Raw genomic sequence first — 22,881 nt, 5'->3', positions numbered from 1 at the left:
CTAGTGCAATCGGCAGCGCACGCCAGGCGAATCCGACGTCGCGCTAGCGATCAGACTGGGTTATCGGCTGAGGTGAATGCAAGCTTTAACCAGCCGCCAGCAGAATTTTATGAATCAAACTGTGGCGGAGGTCATCGCCGATGCTGCGAGCGCAGCCGCTGGCTGCGCTGTCGCGGCTGCGAACGGATTACTTTAGCTTGATCTCGCGCAGACGTTCTTCCAGAAAACCGTGCGCGGTAATCGGCTCGGGATAACGGCTCGGATTGTCGGCGGTGATGCACGAAGGCAGCACGTCGATCAGGAAATCCGGATTGGGGTGCAGGAAGAACGGCACCGAATAGCGCGGCTTGCGCGCCTGTTCGCCCGGCGGATTGACCACGCGATGGATGGTGGACGGATACACGTGGTTGGTCAGGCGCTGCAGCATGTCGCCGATGTTGACCACGATGGTGTCGGCGTCGGCAGTGAACGGCACCCACTCGCCATCGTTGGAGCGCACTTCCAGCCCGGCCGCGCTGGCGCCAACTAGCAGGGTGATGAAATTGATGTCGCCGTGCGCACCGGCGCGCACATTGGGGATGTCGTCGCTGGTGATCGGCGGGTAGTGGATCGGCCGCAGGATCGAGTTGCCGTTGTTTGTCTTGTCGACAAAGTAGTCCTGCGGCAGGCCGATATGCAGCGCCAGTGCCGACAGCACGCGCGAGCCCAGGTGGTCCAGCTGCTGGTACAGGCGATAGCCGCGCTCACGGAAGCCGGGGACTTCTTCGGGCCACAGGTTCGGCGCCATCACCGCGCGGTACGGCGAATCGTCCGCGATCTCGCGACCGATATGCCAGAACTCCTTCAGATCGAAATGCTTGGAATCCTTGGCGGTCTCCACGCCGAACGCGGTGTAGCCGCGCGCACCGCCGCTGCCTTCCACGTGATAGCGACGCTTGACCTCCTCGGGCAGTGCGAAGAACGCCTTGAACACGTCATACGCCGCGTCGATGTCGGCCTGCGCGATGCCGTGGTTGCGGATGCCGGCAAAGCCCCACTGCCGATAGGCCGCGCCGAGCTCGGCGACGAAGGCGTCGCGGTCGCTGTCGAAACGGGTGATGTCCAGGGTCGGGATGCGGGCGCTCATACGGATATCTGCAGTTGAAGTCGGGAAGTCGAAAGGAAGGCCTGCCGCTCAGGACAGCAGGCGATACAACAGGTAGAACGTCGCGGCCTTGGCAAAGACCACGCACACACCAATGATCAGCGACTCACGCCGCGTCACGCACGGCTCCGGAAAGACGGTCGAGCGTGTCCTGCATCAGGCCGGCGTCGTCGGCTTCCACGGTCACGCGCACCACCGGCTCGGTGCCGGACGGACGCAGGAACGCGCGCCCACGGCCCTGCACGGCGGCCTGCGCCTGCTGCAGCGCCTGCTGCACGCCGGCGGCCTCCACGATCGCCTTGGCCGCCCCGCCTCCCAGCCGCACATTGACGGTCTTCTGCGGCACCTTGCTCAGGCTGCCCAGGGCCTCGCGCAGGCTCTGCCCGTCGCGCCCCAGTGCCTCGAGCACCTGTAGCGCACTGACGATCCCATCGCCGGTGGTGGCGCGATCCAGGCACAGCAGGTGGCCGGAGGTTTCGCCGCCCAGCGTGCCGCCGCCCTCGACCAGGGCCTGGTGCACGTAGCGGTCGCCGACCTTGGCGCGCTGGAACGGGATGTGCAATGCGGCCAGCGCCTGTTCCAGACCGTAGTTGGTCATCAAGGTGCCGACCACGGTGCCGGTGAGCCGGCCGCTGGCCTGCCAGGAGCGCGCGAGCACGTAGAGCAGATCGTCGCCATCGACCGGGTTGCCCTGGTCGTCGGCCATCAGCACGCGGTCGCCATCGCCATCGAAGGCGATGCCGAGCTGCGCACCGCTCTCGCGCACCTTGGCGGCGAGGTTGTCGATATGGGTGGAGCCGACACCGGCGTTGATATTGAGCCCGTCCGGTGCGGCACCGATGACGACCACATCCGCACCCAGCTCGCGGAACAGCATCGGCGCGATGTGATAGGTCGCGCCATGCGCGCAATCCAGCACCATCTTCAGGCCGTGCAGGGTGAACCCGCGCGCCACGCTGGCCTTGCAGAACTCGATGTAACGGCCGATCGCATCACGGGTGCGGATCGCCTTGCCCAGGCGCTCCGATTCCACGGTGTGGAACGGCTCGTCCAGCGCGGCCTCGATCGCCGCTTCAGTGGCGTCGTCGAGCTTCTCGCCTTCGGCAGAAAAGAACTTGATGCCGTTGTCGTAATGCGGGTTGTGCGAGGCGCTGATTACCACGCCGGCATCGGCGCGCAGGGTGTTGGTCAGGAAGGCGATGGCCGGGGTCGGCATCGGGCCGATCAGCTGCACGTCGGCGCCGGCAGCGACCAGGCCGGCTTCCAACGCGGCTTCGAACATGTAGCCGGAAATCCGGGTGTCCTTGCCGATCAGCACCAGCGGGCGCTTGCTGCGGCCCTGGGTGAGCACCCGACCGAGCGCATTGCCCAGCCGCAGCACGAAATCGGCCGAGATCACGCCCTGCCCGACTCGACCGCGGATGCCGTCGGTTCCAAAATACTTGCGACTGCTCATGCGTTGCGGTGTTCCTGCCTACGGGTGGACGCACGCGCAGCGGCGCGTGCGACGGTGTCGCGCATGCGCGCAACCACTGGCCTCATGCGGCCGCGTCCTGCGGATGCGGCTGGCGCATCATCATCGCGGTCAGATCGGCGATGCGGTCGCGCAGGTCGCGGCGGTCGCAGATCTGGTCGATGGCACCGTGGTCGAGCAGGAACTCCGAACGCTGGAAGCCTTCCGGCAGGGTCTCGCGCACGGTCTGCTCGATCACGCGCGGGCCGGCGAAGCCGATCAGGGCATGCGGCTCGGCGATATTGATATCGCCCAGCATCGCGAACGAGGCCGACACGCCACCGGTGGTGGGATGGGTCAGCACCGAGATGTACGGCAGGCCGGCTTCGCGCAGGCGACCGAGCGCGGCGGAGGTCTTGGCCATCTGCATCAGCGAGAACAGGCCCTCCTGCATGCGCGCCCCGCCGCTGGCGGAAAAGCACACGAACGGGCAGCCGACTTCCAGCGCCACTTCGGCCGCGCGTGCGAAGCGCTCGCCGACCACCGAGCCCATCGAGCCGCCCATGAAGGCGAAGTCGAAGGCGGCGGCGACCAGCGGATTGCCCTTGAGCGTGCCGCGCATGGCGATCAATGCGTCGTACTCGCCGCTGCTCTTCTGGCTGGCCTTGATGCGCTCGCCGTAGCGCTTCTGGTCCTTGAACTTCAGCACGTCGACCGGGCCAAGCTGGGCGGCGATCTCGGTGGTTGCGGTGTCGGGATCGAACAGCGAGTTCAGGCGCGCGCGCGCGCGGATCGCCATATGGTGGTCGCACTTGGGACACACCTCGAGGTTTTCCTCGAGCTCGGGGCCGTACAGCGCGCTGCCGCAGTTGCTGCACTTCTCCCACAGGCCCTCGGGGACGCTGCGCTTCTTGGCCGGGGTGTTCTCGGTGCGGATGCCGGAGGGCATCAATTTGCTGAGCCAGCTCATGCGTGTATGACAATCCATGCAGGGCGGCCATGAGGGCCGCAGAGGGGCGACAGTCTAACGCGCCGGGAGAAAGCCGAGGTAGCGCGGAGGCTAAATGCGGGGCCGGCATGGCCCGGCCAGCGCCTGCCGCGCCGGCGCTTGAAGGCAGGCGCGCCAGATGGCGCGCAGGCCGCGCCGTCTCCCCCGGAGCAGAGAGCGGCGTTGGCTTCAGGCCTGGTCGAGCGCCTGGCGCAGTGGGGCCAGGAAGGCTTCGGCGCGTTCGCGGGCGCTGCGGACGTCGGTGGCCTCGGCCAGCGCGGCGACCAGGGCGCTGCCGACCACCACCCCTTCGGCGTCGACGGCCATCGCGGCGGCGCTGGCGGCGTCCTTGATGCCGAAGCCGGCCACCACCGGAGCGCCGGCACGCCGACGCAGCTGGCGCAGGCGGTCGCTGGCGGCATGGGTGTCGAGCAGATTCGAGGCGCCGGTGACGCCGGCGAAGCTGACGTAGTAGAGATAGCCCTGGGCGCTGCTGCACAACATGTCCAGGCGCTGCTCGCTGGTGGTCGGCGAGGCCAGCGCGATCAGGGCCAGGCCGACCTCGGTGAAGATGGTGCGGGTCTCGGCCGCTTCTTCGGGCGGCAAATCGACCAGGAGCAGGCCATCCACCCCGGCAGCGACGGCGGCTTCGGCGAAGCGCCGGGTGCCATGGATCTCGATCGGGTTGAGGTAGCCCATCAACACCACCGGCGTGGCGGCGTCTTCGCGGCGGAATTCGTGCACCGCCTCCAGCACGTAGGCCAGGCCGGCACCACGGCCCAGCGCGCGCTCGGAGCTGCGCTGGATGGTGGGGCCGTCGGCCATCGGGTCGGAGAACGGCACGCCCAGCTCGATGACGTCGGCACCGGCACGTACCAGCGCGTGCATGACCGGTACGGTGGCTTCCAGCGACGGGTCGCCGGCGGTGATGAAGGGGATGAGCGCCTTGCGGCCATCGGCGCGCAGGCGCTGGAAGGTTTCGTCGATACGACGCATTGAAAGACCTTGCAAGAAAGTTAGAGGCGGTGCGACCGCTTCAATGGATGTCCTGGTACATGGCAGGCGGCAGCTCGGTCAATGCCTGGGCCTCGACCTCGAGGTCGAAACTGTCCAGGCAGCAGCCGCAGCCGCTGTTTTCCGAGCAGCTGCGGATCTGCGGCGCCCAGCGGTCGAGCCAGGCGAACAGCAGCTCCTGCTCGCCCGGTTGGTCGGCCAGCGCGGTCACCGTGACGCGCCGCAGTGGCATCAGACCTGCACGCCTTCGCGCGCGGCGATGGTGTGCACGTCCTTGTCGCCGCGGCCGGACAGGTTGCACAGGATCAAGGCGTCCTTGGGCATCTCGCGCGCGAGCTTGATCGACTGCGCCACCGCGTGGCTGGATTCGAGCGCGGCCAGGATGCCTTCGGTATGCGCCAGCAGATGGAAGGCGGCCATCGCTTCGTCGTCGGTGATGCCCTGGTAGACCGCGCGGCCGCTGTCGGACAGGAACGAATGCTCCGGGCCAACTCCCGGGTAATCCAGCCCGGCGGAGATCGAATGGGTTTCGGTGATCTGGCCGTCGTCGTCGCAGATCACATAGGTGCGGTTGCCATGCAGCACACCGGGGCGCCCGGCCGCGATCGACGCCGCATGACGGCCGCTGGCGATGCCGTCGCCGGCCGCTTCGGCGCCGTAGATCTTGACGCCCGGGTCGTTGAGGAAGGCATGGAACAGGCCGATCGCATTGCTGCCGCCACCGACGCAGGCGCTGATCGCGTCCGGCAGGCGGCCGAAGTCTTCCAGCATCTGCGCGCGCGCTTCACGGCCGACAATCGCATTGAAGTCGCGCACCATGCGCGGATACGGATCCGGGCCGGCCACGGTGCCGATGATGTAGAAGGTGTCCTGCACGTTGGTGACCCAGTCGCGCATCGCCTCGTTGAGCGCGTCCTTGAGCGTGGCCGAGCCGGAGGTCACCGGGATCACCGTGGCACCGAGCAACTTCATGCGGTAGACGTTGATCTTCTGCCGCTCGATGTCGGTGGCACCCATGTAGACCACGCACTCCAGGCCTAGCCGCGCGGCGACCGTGGCGCTGGCCACGCCATGCTGGCCGGCGCCGGTCTCGGCGATGATGCGGGTCTTGCCCATGCGGCTGGCCAGCAGGGCCTGGCCGATGGTGTTGTTGATCTTGTGCGCGCCGGTGTGGTTCAGGTCCTCGCGCTTGAGCAGGATCTGCGCGCCGCCTACTTCGCGGCTCAGGCGCTCGGCGTGGTAAATCGGGCTGGGCCGGCCGACGTAATGCTTGAGATCCTTGTCGTACTCGGCAATGAAGGCCGGATCCTGGCGCGCCTGGTCGTAGGCGGCAGCCAGTTCCTGCAACGGGCCGATCAAGGTCTCGGCGACGAACCGGCCGCCGAACTTGCCGAAGTGGCCGGCAGCGTCCGGATAGGCGTGAAAGTCACTGATGGGCTGGGCCGACATGGGAATCCTCTGCAGCGATGCGATCATACAAGAAGCATTACTGTAGCGCAGCCACGGCGCGCGATAAATCGATAAGATTGCCGCAACCTGTGACCTGGACTCACATATGAGCACCCTGCTTCCACCGCTGGCAGCGCTACGCGCGTTCGAATCCGCCGCGCGCCTGCAGAGCGTCAGCCGGGCCGCGCAGGAGTTGCACGTGACCCATGGCGCCATCAGCCGGCATGTGCGCTCGCTGGAACAGGCCCTGGGCGCGGCACTGTTCACCCGCCAGGGCCGTGGCTTGGTGCTGACGCCTGCCGGCGCCCGGCTGCGCGATGCGACCGGTGAGGGCTTTGCGCTGATCGGCGACACCTGGGCGGCATTGCGGCGCCCCAGCAGCGAGGCGCCGCTGGTGCTGGGGTGCTCGGGCAGCCTGCTGGCGCGCTGGGTCATCCCGCGGCTGGGCCGGCTGCAGCGGGATCTGCCGCAGGTGCGCCTGCACCTGTCGGCCAACGAGCAGGCGCCCGGCCCGGATCTGGACGGCCTGGATGCGGCACTGCTGCTGGACACCCCGCCCTGGCCAGGCGACTGGCAGGTGCACGAGCTGGGGGTGGAGTGGATTGGCCCGGTGCTGAGTCCGCAGTTGGCATCGGCGACGCAGCTCGCTGGCAGAGCGCCCGCCGCCCTGCTCGATCACGCCTTGCTGCATACCCGCTCGCGCCCGCAGGCCTGGCCGGAATGGGCACAGAGCCACGGCGTGGCAGCCGAAGCACTGCGCTTCGGCACCGAATTCGAACATCTGGTCTACCTGCTGGAAGCCGCCGCCGCCGGCCTGGGCGTGGCGATCGCACCGCAACCGCTGGTTGCCGCGGACCTGGCCGCCGGACGCCTGCTGGCGCCCTGGGGCTTCACGCCAACCCGCGGCCGCTGGGTGCTGTGCGCCGCAAGGCGCAATCCGGATCCACGCATCGACCAGCTTGCCGGCTGGTTACGTAGCGCGCTTTCAGAAGATCAGCAGCGCACCACGGATGCCGCAGGCGTCTGATTGGAACGCTCAGTGATCGGAGAGACTACGACTAAGCAATCAATCATCGGAGGACACGAAAAATCTAGGGCAATTAAAACAACGAAGCAGACTGCCTACTCCGATTCCCCAATCCCCAATCCCCAATCCCCAATCCCCAATCCCGATTCTCGAATCCCGATTCCCAACTCACCCCATCTCGTGACAATCGGCCCGGCGCACTTCTTCGACGAACTTGCGCATCATGTGGCCGTCCTTGATCCCGGGCGCCAGCTCCACGCCGCTGGACACGTCCACGCCCCATGGCAGCGTTGCCACGATCGCATCGAACACATTGTCGGCGGTGATGCCACCGGCCAGCAGAAACGGGCGATGCAGGCCGGTCGGCAGGCGCGACCAATCGAAGGTCTTGCCGGTACCGCCGCCTGCGCCGGGCGCATGGCTGTCGAACAGGAAACCGGCGGTATTGGGGAAGGCGAGCTGCAAGGTTCGCGCGTTGGCGTCCTCGCCGTTCATCCCGCCGCTGCCCATCGGCACCGCCTTCAGATACGGCAGGTTGAAGCTGCGGCAGAACGCGTCGTCTTCCTCGCCATGGAACTGCAGCAAGGTCGGACGTACGGTGCGCACCACCTCGCGCACTTCTTCCTTGGAATTGTTGCGGAACAGCGCCACCACATCGACCATCGGCGCGGTGGCCTGGCGCATTGCGCGCGCCTCGGCCGGCGCCACGCGGCGCGGGCTGCCATGCGCAAAGATGAAACCTACCGCGTCCACACCCAGCTCGCCGGCCAGTCGAATATCACCGGCGCGAGTCATGCCACAGAACTTGATACGGGTGCGGTACAGCGATCGATTCATTGGGTTACCTCAGCGGGCAGATGCCACTCTGCGGGATACAGCGGCCCGACGAAGACCAGGCCTTGTGGCGGCGCTGTCGGCCCGGCCACCGTGCGGTCGCGGCCGGCCAGCAACGTCGCGATCCAGTCGCCCGGTTGTTCCCCGGTTCCGATCAGGATCAGCGAGCCAACAATATTCCGCACCATGTGATGAAGGAATGCATTGGCCTGGACTTGCACCTCCACCACCTCGCCGATGCGTTGCACGCTGATGGCCTGCAGGTTGCGGCGTGCATGCAGGGCCTGGCACTGCACGCTGCGAAATGCGCTGAAGTCGTTCTCGCCCAGCAAGGCCTGCGCGGCTGCGTGCATGGCATCGGCATCCAGCGGGCGCCGCTCCCAGCTCAAGGTCTGGCGATACAGCGCCGGGCGTATCTGCCGATTCAGCAGGCGATACCGGTAGCGGCGTGCGCGTGCGGAAAACCGCGCATGGAAGTCGGCGGCGGCCGGCACGCACCAGCGCACCGCGATCGAGGGCGGCAGGCGCGCGGTGGTGCCCAGCATCCAGCCACGCGGCTCGCGGCGCGCATCGCTGTCGAAATGCACCACCTGGCATTCGCCGTGCACGCCGGCATCGGTGCGGCCTGCGCACACCACCTGCACCGGGGCATCGGCCACCGAGGACAGCGCCGCCTGCAGGCTGGCCTGTACGCTCGGCCCGCCATGTTCCCCCAACTGCTGCCAGCCCTGAAACTCGCTGCCGTCGTACTCCACGCCCAGCGCGTAACGCATCGGAACCTGCCTGTTATCGAATCGATGGAGCGCGCGGACTAGCCGACCGTGCGCTCGGACCACACTGCCAGCGTGTTACCGCCCGGCTCGCGGAAATGAAAGCGGCTGCCGCCGGGAAAGCCGAATACCGGCTTGACGATCTCGCCACCGGCCGCGCGAACGCGCTCGGCCATGGGCTCCAGCGCGTCGGCATACAGCACGACCAATGGGCCAGCGTCTCCCGGCGCTACCGCGGTGGCGCGATAGAAACCGCCGTCCAGACGACCGTCGTTGAAGGCCAGATAATCCGGGCCATAGGCCTGAAACTGCCAGCCGAATACGGCTTCGAAAAAGGCGCGGCTGGCCTCCAGATCGAGCGAGGCGAATTCCACGTAATCGATGCGGCGCTCGCGTGCGGCGGCCATGCTGTCCAGCGCCGGACTCATGCCAGGCGTTCCAGCAGTTCGGCGGCCTCGGCGCGGCTGGCCTCGTCGCCGGTTGCCGCGACCTCCAGCAGCAGGCCGCGTGCAGTGTCCCTGTCGCCAAGGTCCATGTAGGCCACGGCCAGCTCCAGACGATCGCGCCCTGCCGAGACGAATTCCCTGCTGTTCACCGGGCTGGGCGCAGCGGCGGGGGCGATGGGGGCCGGATCGATATCCAGGCGGTCCTGTGTGGCGACCGACGCGGACGGCATGCCCGGCGGCAAATCGCTGCTGGCGTGTGCAACGTCACCGTGCGGCGGCTTGCCGTCTTCCGGCTGCGCGAGCGCGGACCTTGGCGGCTCCGGCACCGCGTCCTCGGGCGCAACGAACGCCGGCTGCTCTACCGGAGGCGCTGGCGGCGTTGCGCGCAGCGAGCGCCAGTCCTCGCTGGCGACCACCGGCGGCGCGGCGGCAGGCTCGGACAGCAGCGGCTCGCGGCGCAGCACATCGGACAGCGGTTGCTGCGTCTGGTAGGCGCGTTCTTCTTCGCGCAGATCGGCTTGTTCGAATTCGGGGTCGTGCAGCACATCGTGCTCGCTGGGCACGGTGGCCTGCGTATCGTCCTGCGGTTCGGCGGCGTCTGCCGCGGCACCGACCGGCACGAAATCGAACTGACGCCGCGGCAACGGCGGCAGCGGCGAGGGTTTGCGCCGGCGCGCCGCCAGCCAGGCGACGACCGCCGCGACGATCAACACCAGGCCACCGATCAGCCACAGCGGGAACCCGCTGCCCTGCTGTGCCGCAGCCGGCGTCTCCGACAGCCGCTTCTGCGCGGCCGCCAGGTCGGTGTCCTTCATGGCGATCAAGGCCTGCTGTTGCTGCTTGAGCTTTTCCAGATCGGCCACGCGGGTGCGCAGATCCTGTAATTCCGCATCGCGGGTGGCGATGTCTTCCCTGGCCTGTTGCAACTGTTGGTTGGCCGCCATGTCGCCCTCGCCTTCGGCACTGGTGCCGGACGTGGCGCCGGCGGTGTTGGTCTGACTCGCCACTGCAGGGGCGATCTCGAGCCGCGCGCCGGCACCCGCCGATGCCGCCGCTGCGGCAGGCGCGGGCGTTGCGGCCGCAGCGCCGGCCTCGGCCGGCTGTGGAATCGCCGAGCGCGCCTGCCGCCACTGCGCGGCCTGCTCGCGCACCATCACCGCCGCTTCGGCGGCGCCGACCTGCGCCAGCGCATCCTCCTGCGGGGTGCGCAGCACTGCGCCCTGCTTCAATCGGTTGATGTTGCCGCCGATGAAGGCGTCCGGGTTGGTACGCAGCAGCGCCAGCATGGTCTGGTCGAGCGAATGCCCGCTGGAACGGGCCACTGCGGCCGCGATCTCCGACAAGGTCTGGCCCGAGCGCACCGCCGGCAACGCATCGCCGGCCGGCACCGGCGCGGCAGCGCGCGTGCTGGAACGTGCGCCAGGCGCCGCCGCGTCGGCGGCCTGTCCGGCGCGTTCGGCGGCGGTTGCGGGCGCGGCGGCCGGCGCGCGTGCGATGGCATTGCTGGCCCCGGCGCGCGGCGCCTCGATGCCTGGCTCGGCGATCGCCGCGGCGGTGTTGGGCGCATCGACCAGTGCGGAATACTCGCGCACCAGCCGGCCCTGACCCCACTCCACCTCGATCAGGAAGTTGATCGCCGGCTGCTCCACTGCCTGGCTGCTGGTCACACGGATCACCGCACGCCCGCGCGCGTCCTGCGCGAACTGGAACTGCAGGTTGCTGACCAGGCCCTGCGGGCGCTCCAGGCCGACCCGTGCAAACGTGGTGGCCGATGCCAGCGCCACGCGTGCGTTGTCGAGTTCGCCCGGCTCGTTGGAGATGACCGGGATCTCGGCCACCAATGGCTGCCCGGGCCTGGACAGCACCCGGATATCGCCCAAGCCCAACGCCATGGCAGCGCCACTGCAGGCCATCAGCAGCAGCGCACCTATCCCTTGTATCGGACGCATCGCGCCCCCGCCCCTATGTTTCATGGGCATCAATATAGCCGCTGCATGAGCGAAAAAGTCGGCGACCCGACGCAGAGCGCAGATGCCGCCGCGATGCCGCGATGCGACATGCATGCTGTAGGCCATCGACAGTGCAGTGGTAGGAGCGCACTTGTGCGCGATGAGGCTTCACTGGGAGAGCTTCATCGCGCGCCAGCGCGCTCCTACGGGACTACGGCGATCAACCTTCCTGTGCGACCAGCTCGGCCAGCTGCACGGCGTTGAGCGCGGCGCCCTTGCGGATGTTGTCCGAGACGATCCACAGATTCAGGCCGCGCGGATGCGACAGGTCCTCACGGATACGGCCGACGAACACCGCGTCCTTGCCGGAAGCATGCGTGACCGGCGTCGGGTAGCCGCCAGGCTTGCGCTCGTCCACCACTTCCACGCCAGGCGATGCGGCCAGCAGCGCGCGCGCGTCTTCGACGCTGATCTTGTCGCGGGTTTCGATCGCCACTGCTTCAGAGTGACCGTAGAACACCGGCACGCGCACCGCGGTGGGATTCACCTGGATGGAGTCGTCGCCCAGGATCTTGCGCGTCTCCCAGACCAGCTTCATCTCTTCCTTGGTGTAGCCGTTGTCCTGGAAGTCGTCGATGTGCGGAATCAGGTTGAAGGCGATCTGCACCGGGAAACGCTGCGGGTCGATCTGCTGGAAGCTCAGCAGCTCGCTGGTCTGCTTGCCCAGCTCTTCCATCGCCGAACGCCCGCCGCCGGAGACCGACTGGTAGGTCGCCACATTGATGCGCTCGATGCCGTACTTGCGGTGGATCGGGCCGAGCGCGACCAGCATCTGCATGGTCGAGCAATTGGGGTTGGCAACGATGCCGCGCGGGCGCTGCTTCAGCGCTTCGGGATTGACCTCCGACACCACCAGCGGCACGTCGTCGTCGTAGCGGAACGCGGAGGAATTATCGATCACCACCGCGCCGGCGGCGGCGAACTTGGGGCCGTACTCCTTGGACACGCTGCCGCCTGCGGAGAACAGCGCGATGTCCACGCCGGCGGGATCGAAGTCGGCCAGGTCCAGCACATCGACCTTGCCGCCATTGAACTCCACCTGCCCGCCGGCCGAGCGCGCCGAGGCCAGCGCGTACAGGGTGGCGACCGGGAAGTTGCGCTCGGCCAGGATGCTCAGCATGGTCTCGCCGACAGCGCCGGTGGCGCCCACGACCGCGACGTTGAAACGACGGTTTTCGTTGCTCATGAGATTGTCTTTATCGAATAAGGAAAGTGGGGAATACGCTTGCGCAGTGGGTTCGGGGAACCTCCAAAGCTGGCCGCGGAGGTTCCCTATCGTTTGGTCGTGACGGTTTTGCCGGCGCCGGTGCTGGTCGCTTCGCCAGCGCGCGCGCCGCCCTGTTTGGCAGCAGCCACCGCATCGGCATTCAGCGCGCTCGGCGGATGGCCGGCATTGGCGCCTTTGCCCAGCGCGGCAATCAGGTTGTCCACCGCCAGCTGCACCATCGCGCGGCGCGTGGCCAGGCTGGCGCTGCCGATATGCGGGGTGAGCACGACGTTGCGCAGGGCCAGCAGCTCGGGACGGACGGACGGCTCGCCTTCGTAGACATCCAGGCCGGCACCGGCCAGGCGCCCGTTGGCGAGCGCATCGGCCAGCGCGATTTCATCGACCAGGCCGCCGCGCGCGATATTCACCAGCGTGGCGGTGGGGCGCATCTTGCCCAGCGCCGCGGCATCGATGATGTGGTGCGAGTCCTTGGTGTACGGCAGCACCAGCACCAGGTGATCGGACTGCGCCAGCAACGTGTCGAGGTCCACGTACTGCGCGCCGAGCGCCTGTTCGGTGGTGGCCGGCAGCTGGCTGCGGTTGTGGTACAGCACGCGCATGCCGAAGCCATGCGCGCCGCGGCGGGCGATGCCCTGCCCGATCCGGCCCATGCCCAGGATGCCCAGCGTGCTGCCGTGGAGATCGGCACCGAGCATGGTCTTGAACGACCACTGCCCCCACTGCCCGTCGCGCAGCCAGCGCTCGGCTTCGGTGATGCGGCGCGCGGTGGCCATCAGCAAGGCAAAGCCGAGATCGGCGGTGGTCTCGGTCAGTACATCCGGGGTGTTGCTGGCCAGGATGCCGGCTGCGCTGAGCGCATCCAGATCCAGGTTGTTGTAGCCCACGCCGACGTTGGCGATCGCGCGCAGTTGCGGTGCAGAGGCGATTTCCGCCGCGCCGATACGCTCGTTGAGGGTGATCAGCGCACCGTCCAGCGACGCCAGCCGCGCAGCCAGCTCGGCCGGCGAATACGCGGTGACGCGCGCAGTGGTGGTCAGCTCGAAATGCTCGCCCAACTGCGCGACGACATCGTCGAACAGCGGCTGGCTGACCCACACCTTGGCGCGGGGCGACTCAGACATCGGCCTGACCGGGAATGCGTGGCGCCACCTCGCCCACATCGCCGCACTGGGCGCGATGACGCAAGGCCTGGTCCATCAGCACCAGCGCCATCATCGCCTCGGCGATCGGGGTAGCGCGGATACCGACGCAGGGGTCGTGGCGGCCGGTGGTGATCACATCGACCACCGCGCCGTCCGCGTCCACGGTCGCGCCGGGCAGGCGCAGGCTGGAGGTCGGCTTGAGCACCATCGAGGCGGTGATCGCCTGGCCGGTGGAAATCCCGCCCAGGATGCCGCCGGCATGATTGCTGAGAAAGCCTTCCGGGGTGATCAGGTCGCGGTGTTCGGTGCCCTTCTGCGCGGCGCTGGCGAAACCGTCGCCGATCTCCACGCCCTTGACCGCATTGATGCTCATCAAGGCCGCGGCCAGTTCGGCATCGAGCTTGCCGTAGATCGGCTCGCCCCAGCCCGCGGGCACGCCACCGGCCACCACGTCCACGCGCGCGCCGACCGAATCGCCGGACTTGCGCAGCGCGTCCATGTAGGTCTCCAGCTCCGGCACCTGCTCGGCATGCGGCCAGAAAAACGGGTTGTCCTCGACCGCATTCCAGTCGAAACCGGTCGGGCGGATCTCGCCCAGCTGCGATAGAAATCCGCGCACCAGCACGCCGTAGCGCTGCTTGAGCCACTTCTTGGCGATCACCCCGGCGGCCACACGCATGGTGGTCTCGCGCGCGGACGAACGCCCGCCGCCGCGCGGATCGCGGATGCCGTACTTCTGCCAATAGGTGTAGTCGGCGTGCCCGGGACGGAACTGCTGGGCGATGTTGCTGTAGTCCTTGCTACGCTGATCGGTGTTGCGGATCAGCAGGCCGATCGGCGTGCCGGTGGTGCGGCCTTCGTAGACGCCGGACAGGATCTCGATCTCGTCGGCTTCGCGGCGCGCCGAGGTATGCCGGCTCTTACCGGATGCACGCCGCTGCAGATCGTGGGTGAATTCTTCCGGCGCGATCTCCAGGCCCGGCGGGCAACCGTCGACCACGCAGCCGATCGCCGGCCCGTGCGACTCGCCGAAGGTGGTGACCGTCAACAGGCGGCCGAAACTGTTACTGCCCATGACGGCATCCTCTCAACATTGCAGCAGGTGGCGTGGCGCGCAGGATGCGCGGCAGGTGACGTGCCGCCACCAGCATCGGTGCCACCGCCAACAGGCCGCTGAACACCAGCGCAAAGACATCCAGCTTAATGCGCCCACTCAGCAGCCAATCGGCGAGCAGGTGCAGCGCAACGCCAGTTCCGACCAGCAGGCCGAGTGCCACAATGAGCGTGCGGCGCCGATGCGCACGCAAGGCCGCATCCGAACTGACCACCACGATCCACGCCGACACCAGGCCGAAAAACGCCATCAGGCCGAAGCCGATCTCCGCCCCCGCCCTCAACAAGCGCTCTGGCAAGGGACCGCCGTACATCGGGTCGAACAGGCGGTACACCACGTCGATCAAACTGAGCGGAATGCCGACACCGAAGATGGACACCGGCACCAGCAACAGCAGATCGCTCAGCTGCGGACGCGCGATGGACGACTCAGCGCGCACTGGCCAGCTCGGCGATGCGCGCGCCGTGCGCGATCAGCTCGCGGCATTCGACCGCGAAGATGCCCATCTGCCCCACCTTGAACTCGACCCAGGCCAGATCCACTTCCGGCAGCAGCTTGATCAGGTGCTGCTCGGACTCGCCCACTTCGCAGATCAGCAGACCGTCTTCGCTGAGATGCTGCGGCGCATCGCGCAGGATCTTCAGCACCAGATCCAGGCCGTCGTCGCCCGCACGCAGACCCAGCTCCGGCTCGTAGGAATACTCCTGCGGCAGCGCGTCGGTTTCGTCGTTGGTGACATACGGCGGATTGGTGACGATCAGGTCGTACTGGCGGCCACCCAGCCCGGCGAACAGGTCCGACTTGAGCAGGGTGACATTGTCGGCATGCAGGCGCGCCTTGTTTTCGGCGGCCAGTGCCAGCGCGTCGTCGCTGATGTCAACGCCGTCCACATCCCACTGCGGGTTGTAGTGGCCCATGGCGATCGCGATGCAGCCCGAACCGGTGCACAGGTCCAGCGCGCGGGTGACTTCGCGTCCGCCCAGCCAGGGTTCGAAGCCGGCCTCGATCAGCTCGGCGATCGGCGAACGCGGCACCAGCGCACGCGCATCGCTCTTGAAGCTCAGCCCGGCGAACCAGGCCTCGCCGGTCAGGTACGCCGCCGGCACGCGCTCGTTGATGCGGCGCTCGAACAGGCCCAGCACCTGCTCCTTTTCCGAGCGCAGCAGGCGCGCCTGACCATAGGCCGGGCCCAGATCGTGCGGCAGATGCAGGCTGTGCAGGACCAGTTGGGTGGCCTCGTCCAGCGCATTGTCGTAGCTATGGCCGAAGGTCAGACCGGCTGCATTGAAACGGCTGGTGCCGTAGCGGATCAGGTCGATGATGGTGTGCAGTTCGTCGGCCGCGGCGGCAGTCATGGCAACAACTAAAGAGGAATCGGCCCACGATTATAGAGGTCGGATCGGTATCATGAGCGTCCGTTGCACTGGAAACCGCCATGTTCAATCGCAATACCGGCATCGTGCTGCTGGTGGCGCTGGCCGCCGGCCTGGGGCTGTTGCTGGGCCAGAAGTTTCTTGGCGCCGCGCCCAGCTCGCCCTGGCCGCCCACCCGCACCATCACCTTTTATCCGCAGCCACGCACGCTGCCGCAGTTCAGCCTGCGCCAGTCCGACGGCACCCAGCTGGTACCCGGTGAGCTGCAGGGACATTGGACGCTGGTGTTCCTGGGCTTCACCTTCTGCCCGGACGTCTGCCCGACCACGCTGACCGATCTGGCGGTGGCGCAGCAGCAGTGGGAAAGCATCCCCGATGGCCTGCGCCCGCGCGTGCTGTTCGTGTCGGTGGACCCGCAGCGCGACCCGCCGGCGCGCCTGGGCGAGTATGCGCATGCCTTCCACAAGGACACCCTGGCCGCCACCGCCGAGGTGCCGGCGCTGCAGCGCTTCGCCACCGCGCTGGGCTTTGTGTTCCAGAAAGTGCCGGGCAAGGGCTTTGCGGACAATCCCAACGACTACAGCATGGATCACTCGGCCGGCATCGCCGTGCTCGACCCGCAGGGCCGCCTGGCCGGGCTGATTCGTCCCCCGCTCGACCCCAAGGCGATCGCCGCCGACCTCCAGCAACTGACCAAGGTAACCGCTCCGTGAGTCTCGTCACTTCCCTGACCTACGTGCTGCCGCACCGGTTGCTGTCCTCGCTGGCGCGCGCGCTGGCCTATTCCGATACGCCGTCCACCAAGCAATGGTTGATCGACACGGTCACGCGCAAGTTCGGCGTGGACCTGGGCGAGGCACTGGAACCGGACCCGCGTGCCTATCCCACCTTCAATGCATTCTTCACCCGCGCCTTGAAGCCGGGCGCACGCGTGCCCGACGCCGATCCTGCGGCGCTGCTGATGCCCGCCGACGGCCGCATCAGCCAGCTCGGCCCGATCGAGAACGGCCGCATTTTCCAGGCCAAGGGGCAGTCGTTCACTGCCGCCGAATTGCTCGGCGACGCCGAAGCGGCGCAGCCGTTCAACGACGGCCTGTTCGCCACCGTCTACCTCTCGCCCAAGGACTACCACCGCGTGCATATGCCGTGGACCGGCACCCTGCGCGAGACTGTGCACGTACCCGGCCGCCTGTTCAGCGTCGGCCCGGATGCGGTGCGCAATGTGCCGCGGCTGTTCGCACGCAACGAGCGCCTGGTCTGCCACTTCGACACCGACTTCGGCCCGATGGTCTCGGTGATGGTGGGCGCGCTGCTGGTGTCGGGCGTGGAAACGGTGTGGAGCGGCGTGGAGATCCCGCGCTACGGCGACCGCATCACGCGCAAGGACTATCGCGGCAAGGGCATCGTGCTGGAGCGGTTTGCGGAGATGGCGCGCTTCAATTACGGCTCGACCGTGATCGTGCTGCTGCCGCCCGGTGTCGCAAAGCTCGATGGCGGACTTGCCGCGGAGACATCGGTGCGCCTGGGGCAAGCGCTCGCCCGTCGCCAGATGGGCTGATCACCGCCGCGCGCCTGCGATGTTCGCTTCGGTGATGCAACAGCGACGCCCTCGTAGGAGCGGGCCTGACCGCGACAGGCCTCCTCGACGACGTTCAATGCGCAGGCGCATGTCGCCCTCCCAGTCTTCGATGTAGAGCGTTCTCGCCTACGTTGGAACTACCCGGACTGCTTCGTCGCGGCCAGGTCCGCTCCTACCACGGCGCAGCCCGGCGCAGTGCCCCGATGCGGTGCGCCTGCCTACGCTGGCCGACGATCTCCGCTGATCAATTCGATGGCCTACTCCGATGCAGGAGCATGGGTCTGCGACGAAAACGCCGCCGCGACGGTGTCATCGCCGCCAGACCAGCTCGCTACAAGACCGATGCCCACTCAGGCTCCCAACAAGACGATGCGGGCGTAGGAGCGGGCCCGACCGCGACGTGGCATGCGCAGTGAGGCTGGGGGGCTTGGGCCTTTCTGCCTCCAGCCCCCGCTTCGGAACTGCCTTGCCTGTGCCGGAACTACCCGGACTGCTTCGTCGCGGCCAGGTCCGCTCCTACGGGGCGGCCTACCGCTTCTAACGGAGCGCGGCCCGGCGCAGCTTGCCGAAGCAGCTGGCCGATGCTCTAACGCACGCGGTACTGCAAGCGCTACTCAGCGATCGCAGCCGGCCAGCTTGATGCTCTGCCCTGGCTTGAGCGCATACGACGGCGCCTTCAGGCCATTGGCCTTGGCCAGCTCCTTGATCTCGCACTGATACTTCTGTGCGACGCGGCCGAGCGTGTCGCCCCTGGCGATGGTGTAGCTGCGCGCCTGCCTGGCCTTGGGCTTGGCAATCGCCGGCTGGCCGGTAGCCACGGTGGTCGGCACGCCGGCCATCGGGCTGACATCGCCCACCGCCACGCTGGGCACGTACTCGGGGGCGCTGCTGCTGCGCACGATCGCGCTGTTGAGATCGGCGGTGATCAGCGTGCGCGCCAGGTCCGCGCGCGGGCCGTTGACGCAGTAGCGCGTGTACAGGCTGACGATGCGGTTGGTGGCGTTGATGACGGTACCGGCCGGGATCCAGCCATCGGATTCATAGCGCGGGTTGAGGTTGCGCAACGCACGCATGTAACCGTCGCGCGTGCCCATGCTGCCCAGGCAGATGGTGAGTTCGTAGATGGTGGTCGACTTGGCCAGCTTCAGCGTGGCCGGCTGCGCGTCGAGCTTGGCGAAGTCCACACCGTACTGGCGCGGGTGCAGGAAGATCCATGCCGCAGCGATCACCATCGGCACGTAGTCCTTGGTTTCGGCCGGGAACTGGTTGTAGACATCCTGCTCCCAGAACCCGCGCCCGCCGCTCTGCGAGAACACGCGCGCGGCACGGCCTTCGCCGCCGTTGTAGGCGGCCAGCGCCAGTTCGATGTTGCGGTTGAGCCCGGCCATGCGCTCGTTGAGGTAGGCAGCGCTGGCTTCGGCGGCGCTGCGTGCATCAAAGCGCGTGTCGAAGCCGGTGCCATCCGGGCCCAGCCCGAAACGGCGCCCGGTGGCCGGCATGAACTGCATCAACCCGGCCGCGCCGGCACGCGAGCTGGCGTGCACCTTGCCGTTGGATTCCTTGGCCATGATGCCGAACAGCAGCGCCTCGGGCAGGCCGCGCTTCTGCCATTCCGGCCACATCACCCCGCGCAGGTTGCTGTAGTTCTCGTAGCTGGTCAGCAGCGCCGGGCGCATGTCGGTCAGCCAGCGGCGGATGCCGGCCTGCACGGCAGGGTTGTACTGCACCATCTTGTCGAAATCGTGGCGCTGGTCGTTGAGCAGCGTGGCCGCACGCGCCGCCTCGGGCACGCCGTTCGCCGCCGGGCCGAGGTGGTCCGGGTCGGCCTGCAGCAGGGTGTCGTCGTCCTGCGGATCTTCGGCGGCCGGCGCTTCGGCATCGGCGCGCGCCTTCAGCAGGCGCTTGTAGGTGGCCAGCTGATTGGCGACCAGGCAGCCGCGCTGCTTGATGCAGGCGTCGATGACGTCTTCCATGTCCTCCAGCGCGGCATCGCCTTCGGCGGTGCCCTTGGGGTCGGAGTTGTTCACCAGCACCAGCGCATCGCGGTAACGCTTTTCGGCGGCGGCCATGCGGGCATCGAGCACGGCGGCCTTCTCCGTGTCGCGTTTGGAAATGGCGTGGGCAGCGGGGACGACAGACATCAGCGCCACCACGACCAGAACCGGCCATGGGCGCAAACCAAAATGAGCGAGCGGCATCGTAGGCAGTACAGCGGAAAGGCAGGCAGGGTAGCCGCCGGGGCGACACCGGGGCAAGGCGGCGGGGCCGGCAGGGTCAGTGGGCCGTTAGCTTGGCAGTGGCGCAGCGGGCCTGGAACGCCTTGGGGAACGGCGGCAAGCGGCTGGCACACCGGCTGCGTCATTGCACCGCCTGTCGGCCGCCGGCAGCCGGACAGCGCGGTCGAAATCCGGGGTCAAGCCCCGCCCGGTCTGCGCGGCCGGATTGCCCGCTAGAATCCGGCGTTTCCCACCGGATCTGCGCTATGGCCTCGTTCCTGCTCGGCAAAGGCGTCACCGACGACATCCCGGTCGTGCTGGAAGGGCGCTTCGGCAATCGCCACGGACTGGTGGCCGGCGCCACCGGTACCGGCAAGACCGTGACCTTGATGACCCTGGCCGAAGGCTTCTCGCGCATGGGTGTCCCGGTGTTCCTGGCCGACGTGAAAGGCGATGTCGCCGGCCTGGCAGTGGCAGGCGACGGCGCCGCCGGCGTGCTGCAGCGCGCCACGGAGATCGGCATCACCGATTACGCGCCGGCCGCCAGCCCGGTGGTGTTCTGGGATCTGTACGGCCAGCTCGGCCACCCGGTGCGCACCACCGTCAGCGAGATGGGCCCCACCCTGCTCGCGCGCATTCTGGAACTCAACGACACCCAGTCCGGCGTGCTCGACATCGTCTTCAAGCTGGCCGACGACCGTGGCCTGCTGTTGCTGGACCTGGACGACCTGCGCGCGCTGCTTGGATTGGTGGTGGAAGAACGCAAGGAGCTGTCCACCAGTTACGGGCTGGTCTCCAGCCAGTCGGTGGCCGCGATCCAGCGCGCCCTGCTGCGGCTGGCGCAGGACGGTGGCGAGCACTTCTTCGGCGAGCCGGCGCTGGAGCTGGCCGACCTGATGCGCGTGTCTGCGGACGGCCGTGGTGTGATCGGCATCCTGGCGGCCAATCAACTGGTGCTAAAGCCGAAGCTGTATTCCACCTTCCTGCTATGGCTGCTGTCGGAACTGTTCGAGCGTCTGCCCGAGGTGGGCGACCTGGAACAACCCAAGCTGGTGTTCGTGTTCGACGAAGCGCATCTGCTGTTCGACGACGCACCCGCCGCGCTGGTGCAGCGGATCGAACAGGTGGTCCGGCTGATCCGCTCCAAGGGCGTGGGCGTGTATTTCTGCTCGCAGTTTCCCGACGACATTCCGGACAACATCCTCGGCCAGCTCGGCAACCGCGTGCAGCATGCCCTGCGCGCGTTCACCCCGCGCGACCAGAAGGCGGTCAAGACTGCGGCGCAGACCTTCGTGGCCAATCCCAAGCTCGATGTGGCCACGGCGATCTCCAGCCTGGGCACCGGCGAGGCGCTGGTGTCGCCGCTGCAAGGCAAGGGGGTGCCGGCACCGGTGCAGCAAACGCTCATCGCCCCGCCACGCTGCCGCATGGGCGCCATCAGCGAGACCGAACGCGCGCAGGTGCGCGCGGCCAGCCCGGTCGGCACCCGCTACGACACCGCGATCAACCGCGAATCGGCTGCCGAGCTGCTGGCACGCCGCGTCGAACAGGTCGCCGAACACAACGCCGCACCGCCGGCACGCACGCGCGAAGAAGACGATGCGCACGACAGCGGCTTCGGCAAGGCGGTCAAGGACGCGGTGTTCGGCACCGGCCGCCGCCAGGGCATGCTCGAAGCGATGGCCAAGCAGACCTCGCGCACGGTGGGCAACAAGATCGGCCAGCAGATCGTGCGCGGCATCTTCGGCAGTATTTTTGGTGGGAAGCGTTGAGTAAAACGAATAACCACAGGGACGAACACTATGGGCAAGATATGGATGCATCTTTGTGGGATTGCCATGCTTGTTCTGACTGCAACTTGCGGAGCACAGGAAAAAACACGCAACCCCAACTACGACTACCACGATCCTGGCTATGGCCCAATCAAGTGGCCATTGCGCAGCCAGCACCTTCTCGCCGGCCATTACTCAGGCCTCTTGCAGATAGAGGGCGAACACCCTGAATGCGCAAGTGCACACGCTGACTTGTGGCTGGAAGCCGCCGTCAAGGATCAGAAAAGTCATCGCTATACGTTGAAGTACACCTGTCTGTCTGGACAAGATCCTAAAAAACATCACAGACAGACAGTGACCTTGCGTAGTACGTGGTGGGTGGATGAGATCGCGGGCAGCTGCTTGATCTTGCAAGCAGAGCCCGACCCACGCTTTTCCTATCCCTCTCCGCTCTACGGATTCCGGATTGATGAAACTGACAACCCCAAACCCGGTGTTGCTGAGTTCCTATCCCAGGATGGCGGAAGCTGTCAGAGCGGCGGAGCATCCGAATACCAGGACAAGTTCCTGAGGCGCGTGCATTGAGTTGCAAGCGACCTAGATCTTTGGCAGCCGATTCTGACGCGCTACCGCCATAGCGCAACGTGCTGCTCTATGCCAACACACCATGCAACTTGGCGTACTGCAGCAGCATGATGGTCTTGGCGTCGGCGATTTCGCCCGAGCCGATCATCGCCAGCGCTGCATCCAATGACAGTTCCAGCACTTCGATCTCTTCGCCGTCTTCTTCAAGCCCACCGCCCTCGCTGACCTTGTCGCCGTCGAAGTATTCGCCGACGAAGAAATACAGACGCTCGGTCACCGAACCCGGGCTCATGAAGGCCTCGAACACCTTGCGCACGTTGTCGATGCGGTAGCCCGTTTCTTCTTCGGTTTCCTTGCGGATGCAGGTCAGCGCATCGTCCCGGTCGAGCAGGCCGGCGCAGGCTTCGATCAGCATGCCGTCCGGATTGCCGTTGAGCAGCGTGGGCAGGCGGAACTGGCGGGTGAGCATCACCGTCTGCTTGGCCCGGCTATACAGCAGGATGGTGGCGCCATTGCCACGATCGTAGGCTTCACGTGACAGGGTCTGCCAGCGGCCGTCCTTGCGTTGAAAATCGAACGTGACCTTGCGCAGCACATACCAATTGTCCGAGAGCACATCGATGCTGCGAATGCGGACCTGCGGGTTGCCGGTGACAGAAGGATTCAAGCGACACTCCCTGTGATGCGAGCGACGGCAATGCCAGGGGCGCGGCGCGCCCGGTCACTCGTATGGGCCGC

General features: G+C 67.2%; 22 protein-coding genes. 5 read left to right on the top strand and 17 right to left on the bottom strand.

Going from position 1 to position 22,881, the window contains the following annotated elements; all coding sequences use genetic code 11:
• Positions 1 to 187 precede the first annotated feature (187 nt).
• The 6 genes from ABQ137_RS13495 to trpB all read right to left on the bottom strand — a co-directional run bounded on the left by ABQ137_RS13495 (position 188) and on the right by trpB (position 6,048).
• Positions 188 to 1,126: an isopenicillin N synthase family dioxygenase gene (locus tag ABQ137_RS13495; protein ID WP_039816401.1), complete on the bottom strand. Its 939-nt coding sequence runs from the start codon at positions 1,124 to 1,126 to the stop codon at positions 188 to 190.
• A gap of 124 nt (positions 1,127 to 1,250) precedes the next feature.
• Complete coding sequence (gene glmM, locus ABQ137_RS13490) at positions 1,251 to 2,600, bottom strand: phosphoglucosamine mutase (RefSeq protein ID WP_024937989.1); 1,350 nt, start codon at positions 2,598 to 2,600, stop codon at positions 1,251 to 1,253.
• A gap of 82 nt (positions 2,601 to 2,682) precedes the next feature.
• A complete protein-coding gene (gene accD / locus ABQ137_RS13485) occupies positions 2,683 to 3,567 on the bottom strand; it encodes an acetyl-CoA carboxylase, carboxyltransferase subunit beta (protein ID WP_016902982.1) in 885 nt (294 codons plus the stop codon).
• 207 nt (positions 3,568 to 3,774) lie between these two features.
• A complete protein-coding gene (trpA, locus tag ABQ137_RS13480) occupies positions 3,775 to 4,581 on the bottom strand; it encodes a tryptophan synthase subunit alpha (RefSeq protein ID WP_046343351.1) in 807 nt (268 codons plus the stop codon).
• Between the two features lie 40 nt (positions 4,582 to 4,621).
• Positions 4,622 to 4,831 carry a hypothetical protein gene (locus ABQ137_RS13475; RefSeq protein WP_016903690.1) on the bottom strand — a complete coding sequence of 70 codons (210 nt, stop codon included), beginning with the start codon at positions 4,829 to 4,831 and terminating at the stop codon, positions 4,622 to 4,624.
• Entirely contained in the window at positions 4,831 to 6,048 is a 1,218-nt protein-coding gene (gene trpB, locus ABQ137_RS13470; protein WP_016903691.1) for a tryptophan synthase subunit beta, read from the bottom strand. Before trpB ends, ABQ137_RS13475 begins: the two co-directional genes overlap by 1 nt.
• 106 nt (positions 6,049 to 6,154) lie before the next feature.
• Here trpB and ABQ137_RS13465 point away from each other — a divergent pair, with 106 nt between their 5' ends.
• On the top strand, positions 6,155 to 7,075 hold the full coding sequence (locus tag ABQ137_RS13465; RefSeq protein ID WP_349782833.1) for a LysR family transcriptional regulator: 921 nt from the start codon (positions 6,155 to 6,157) through the stop codon (positions 7,073 to 7,075).
• A gap of 168 nt (positions 7,076 to 7,243) precedes the next feature.
• Here ABQ137_RS13465 and ABQ137_RS13460 read toward each other — a convergent pair whose 3' ends face one another.
• The 9 genes from ABQ137_RS13460 to prmB form a co-directional block, all read right to left on the bottom strand.
• Complete coding sequence (locus ABQ137_RS13460) at positions 7,244 to 7,912, bottom strand: phosphoribosylanthranilate isomerase (RefSeq protein ID WP_016903693.1); 669 nt, start codon at positions 7,910 to 7,912, stop codon at positions 7,244 to 7,246.
• Entirely contained in the window at positions 7,909 to 8,682 is a 774-nt protein-coding gene (gene truA, locus ABQ137_RS13455) for a tRNA pseudouridine(38-40) synthase TruA (protein ID WP_016903694.1), read from the bottom strand. The genes ABQ137_RS13460 and truA overlap by 4 nt, the downstream gene beginning before the upstream one ends.
• Positions 8,683 to 8,720: 38 nt before the next feature.
• Positions 8,721 to 9,107, bottom strand: a complete 387-nt coding sequence (locus ABQ137_RS13450; protein WP_349782830.1) for a VOC family protein — start codon at positions 9,105 to 9,107, stop codon at positions 8,721 to 8,723.
• The gene (locus tag ABQ137_RS13445; RefSeq protein ID WP_349782829.1) at positions 9,104 to 11,074 is read right to left on the bottom strand and encodes a motility hub landmark protein FimV; all 1,971 of its coding nucleotides are present in this window, start codon (positions 11,072 to 11,074) and stop codon (positions 9,104 to 9,106) included. Before ABQ137_RS13445 ends, ABQ137_RS13450 begins: the two co-directional genes overlap by 4 nt.
• A gap of 220 nt (positions 11,075 to 11,294) precedes the next feature.
• On the bottom strand, positions 11,295 to 12,320 hold the full coding sequence (locus ABQ137_RS13440; protein WP_024939553.1) for an aspartate-semialdehyde dehydrogenase: 1,026 nt from the start codon (positions 12,318 to 12,320) through the stop codon (positions 11,295 to 11,297).
• 86 nt (positions 12,321 to 12,406) lie between these two features.
• Positions 12,407 to 13,483, bottom strand: coding sequence for a 2-hydroxyacid dehydrogenase (locus ABQ137_RS13435; protein ID WP_065032461.1), 1,077 nt, complete (start codon positions 13,481 to 13,483; stop codon positions 12,407 to 12,409).
• Positions 13,476 to 14,579 (bottom strand): chorismate synthase, encoded by a 1,104-nt coding sequence (gene aroC / locus ABQ137_RS13430; RefSeq protein WP_039522212.1) that lies wholly within the window; start codon positions 14,577 to 14,579, stop codon positions 13,476 to 13,478. The genes ABQ137_RS13435 and aroC overlap by 8 nt, the downstream gene beginning before the upstream one ends.
• Positions 14,569 to 15,057: a hypothetical protein gene (locus ABQ137_RS13425; protein WP_167709159.1), complete on the bottom strand. Its 489-nt coding sequence runs from the start codon at positions 15,055 to 15,057 to the stop codon at positions 14,569 to 14,571. The genes aroC and ABQ137_RS13425 overlap by 11 nt, the downstream gene beginning before the upstream one ends.
• On the bottom strand, positions 15,047 to 15,973 hold the full coding sequence (prmB, locus tag ABQ137_RS13420) for a 50S ribosomal protein L3 N(5)-glutamine methyltransferase (RefSeq protein ID WP_016903701.1): 927 nt from the start codon (positions 15,971 to 15,973) through the stop codon (positions 15,047 to 15,049). Before prmB ends, ABQ137_RS13425 begins: the two co-directional genes overlap by 11 nt.
• Positions 15,974 to 16,053: 80 nt before the next feature.
• Here prmB and ABQ137_RS13415 point away from each other — a divergent pair, with 80 nt between their 5' ends.
• Positions 16,054 to 16,704, top strand: a complete 651-nt coding sequence (locus ABQ137_RS13415) for an SCO family protein (RefSeq protein WP_054592520.1) — start codon at positions 16,054 to 16,056, stop codon at positions 16,702 to 16,704.
• Positions 16,701 to 17,549: an archaetidylserine decarboxylase gene (gene asd / locus ABQ137_RS13410; RefSeq protein ID WP_154832269.1), complete on the top strand. Its 849-nt coding sequence runs from the start codon at positions 16,701 to 16,703 to the stop codon at positions 17,547 to 17,549. Before ABQ137_RS13415 ends, asd begins: the two co-directional genes overlap by 4 nt.
• A 635-nt stretch (positions 17,550 to 18,184) precedes the next feature.
• Here asd and ABQ137_RS13405 read toward each other — a convergent pair.
• Positions 18,185 to 19,768 (bottom strand): transglycosylase SLT domain-containing protein, encoded by a 1,584-nt coding sequence (locus ABQ137_RS13405; RefSeq protein ID WP_104554077.1) that lies wholly within the window; start codon positions 19,766 to 19,768, stop codon positions 18,185 to 18,187.
• A gap of 284 nt (positions 19,769 to 20,052) precedes the next feature.
• Here ABQ137_RS13405 and ABQ137_RS13400 point away from each other — a divergent pair, with 284 nt between their 5' ends.
• Both ABQ137_RS13400 and ABQ137_RS13395 read left to right on the top strand, forming a co-directional pair.
• Complete coding sequence (locus ABQ137_RS13400; RefSeq protein ID WP_349782823.1) at positions 20,053 to 21,558, top strand: helicase HerA-like domain-containing protein; 1,506 nt, start codon at positions 20,053 to 20,055, stop codon at positions 21,556 to 21,558.
• A gap of 66 nt (positions 21,559 to 21,624) precedes the next feature.
• Positions 21,625 to 22,143 (top strand): hypothetical protein, encoded by a 519-nt coding sequence (locus ABQ137_RS13395; protein ID WP_349782979.1) that lies wholly within the window; start codon positions 21,625 to 21,627, stop codon positions 22,141 to 22,143.
• 67 nt (positions 22,144 to 22,210) lie between these two features.
• Here ABQ137_RS13395 and nudK read toward each other — a convergent pair whose 3' ends face one another.
• Positions 22,211 to 22,810: a GDP-mannose pyrophosphatase NudK gene (gene nudK / locus ABQ137_RS13390; RefSeq protein ID WP_349782821.1), complete on the bottom strand. Its 600-nt coding sequence runs from the start codon at positions 22,808 to 22,810 to the stop codon at positions 22,211 to 22,213.
• Positions 22,811 to 22,881: the final 71 nt, after the last annotated feature.

It is taken from the genome of Xanthomonas sp. WHRI 8393, from assembly GCF_040203315.1.
In the GTDB taxonomy this organism is placed as follows: Bacteria; Pseudomonadota; Gammaproteobacteria; order Xanthomonadales; family Xanthomonadaceae; genus Xanthomonas; species Xanthomonas arboricola.
This window is presented reverse-complemented; position numbering and strand designations above follow the sequence as displayed.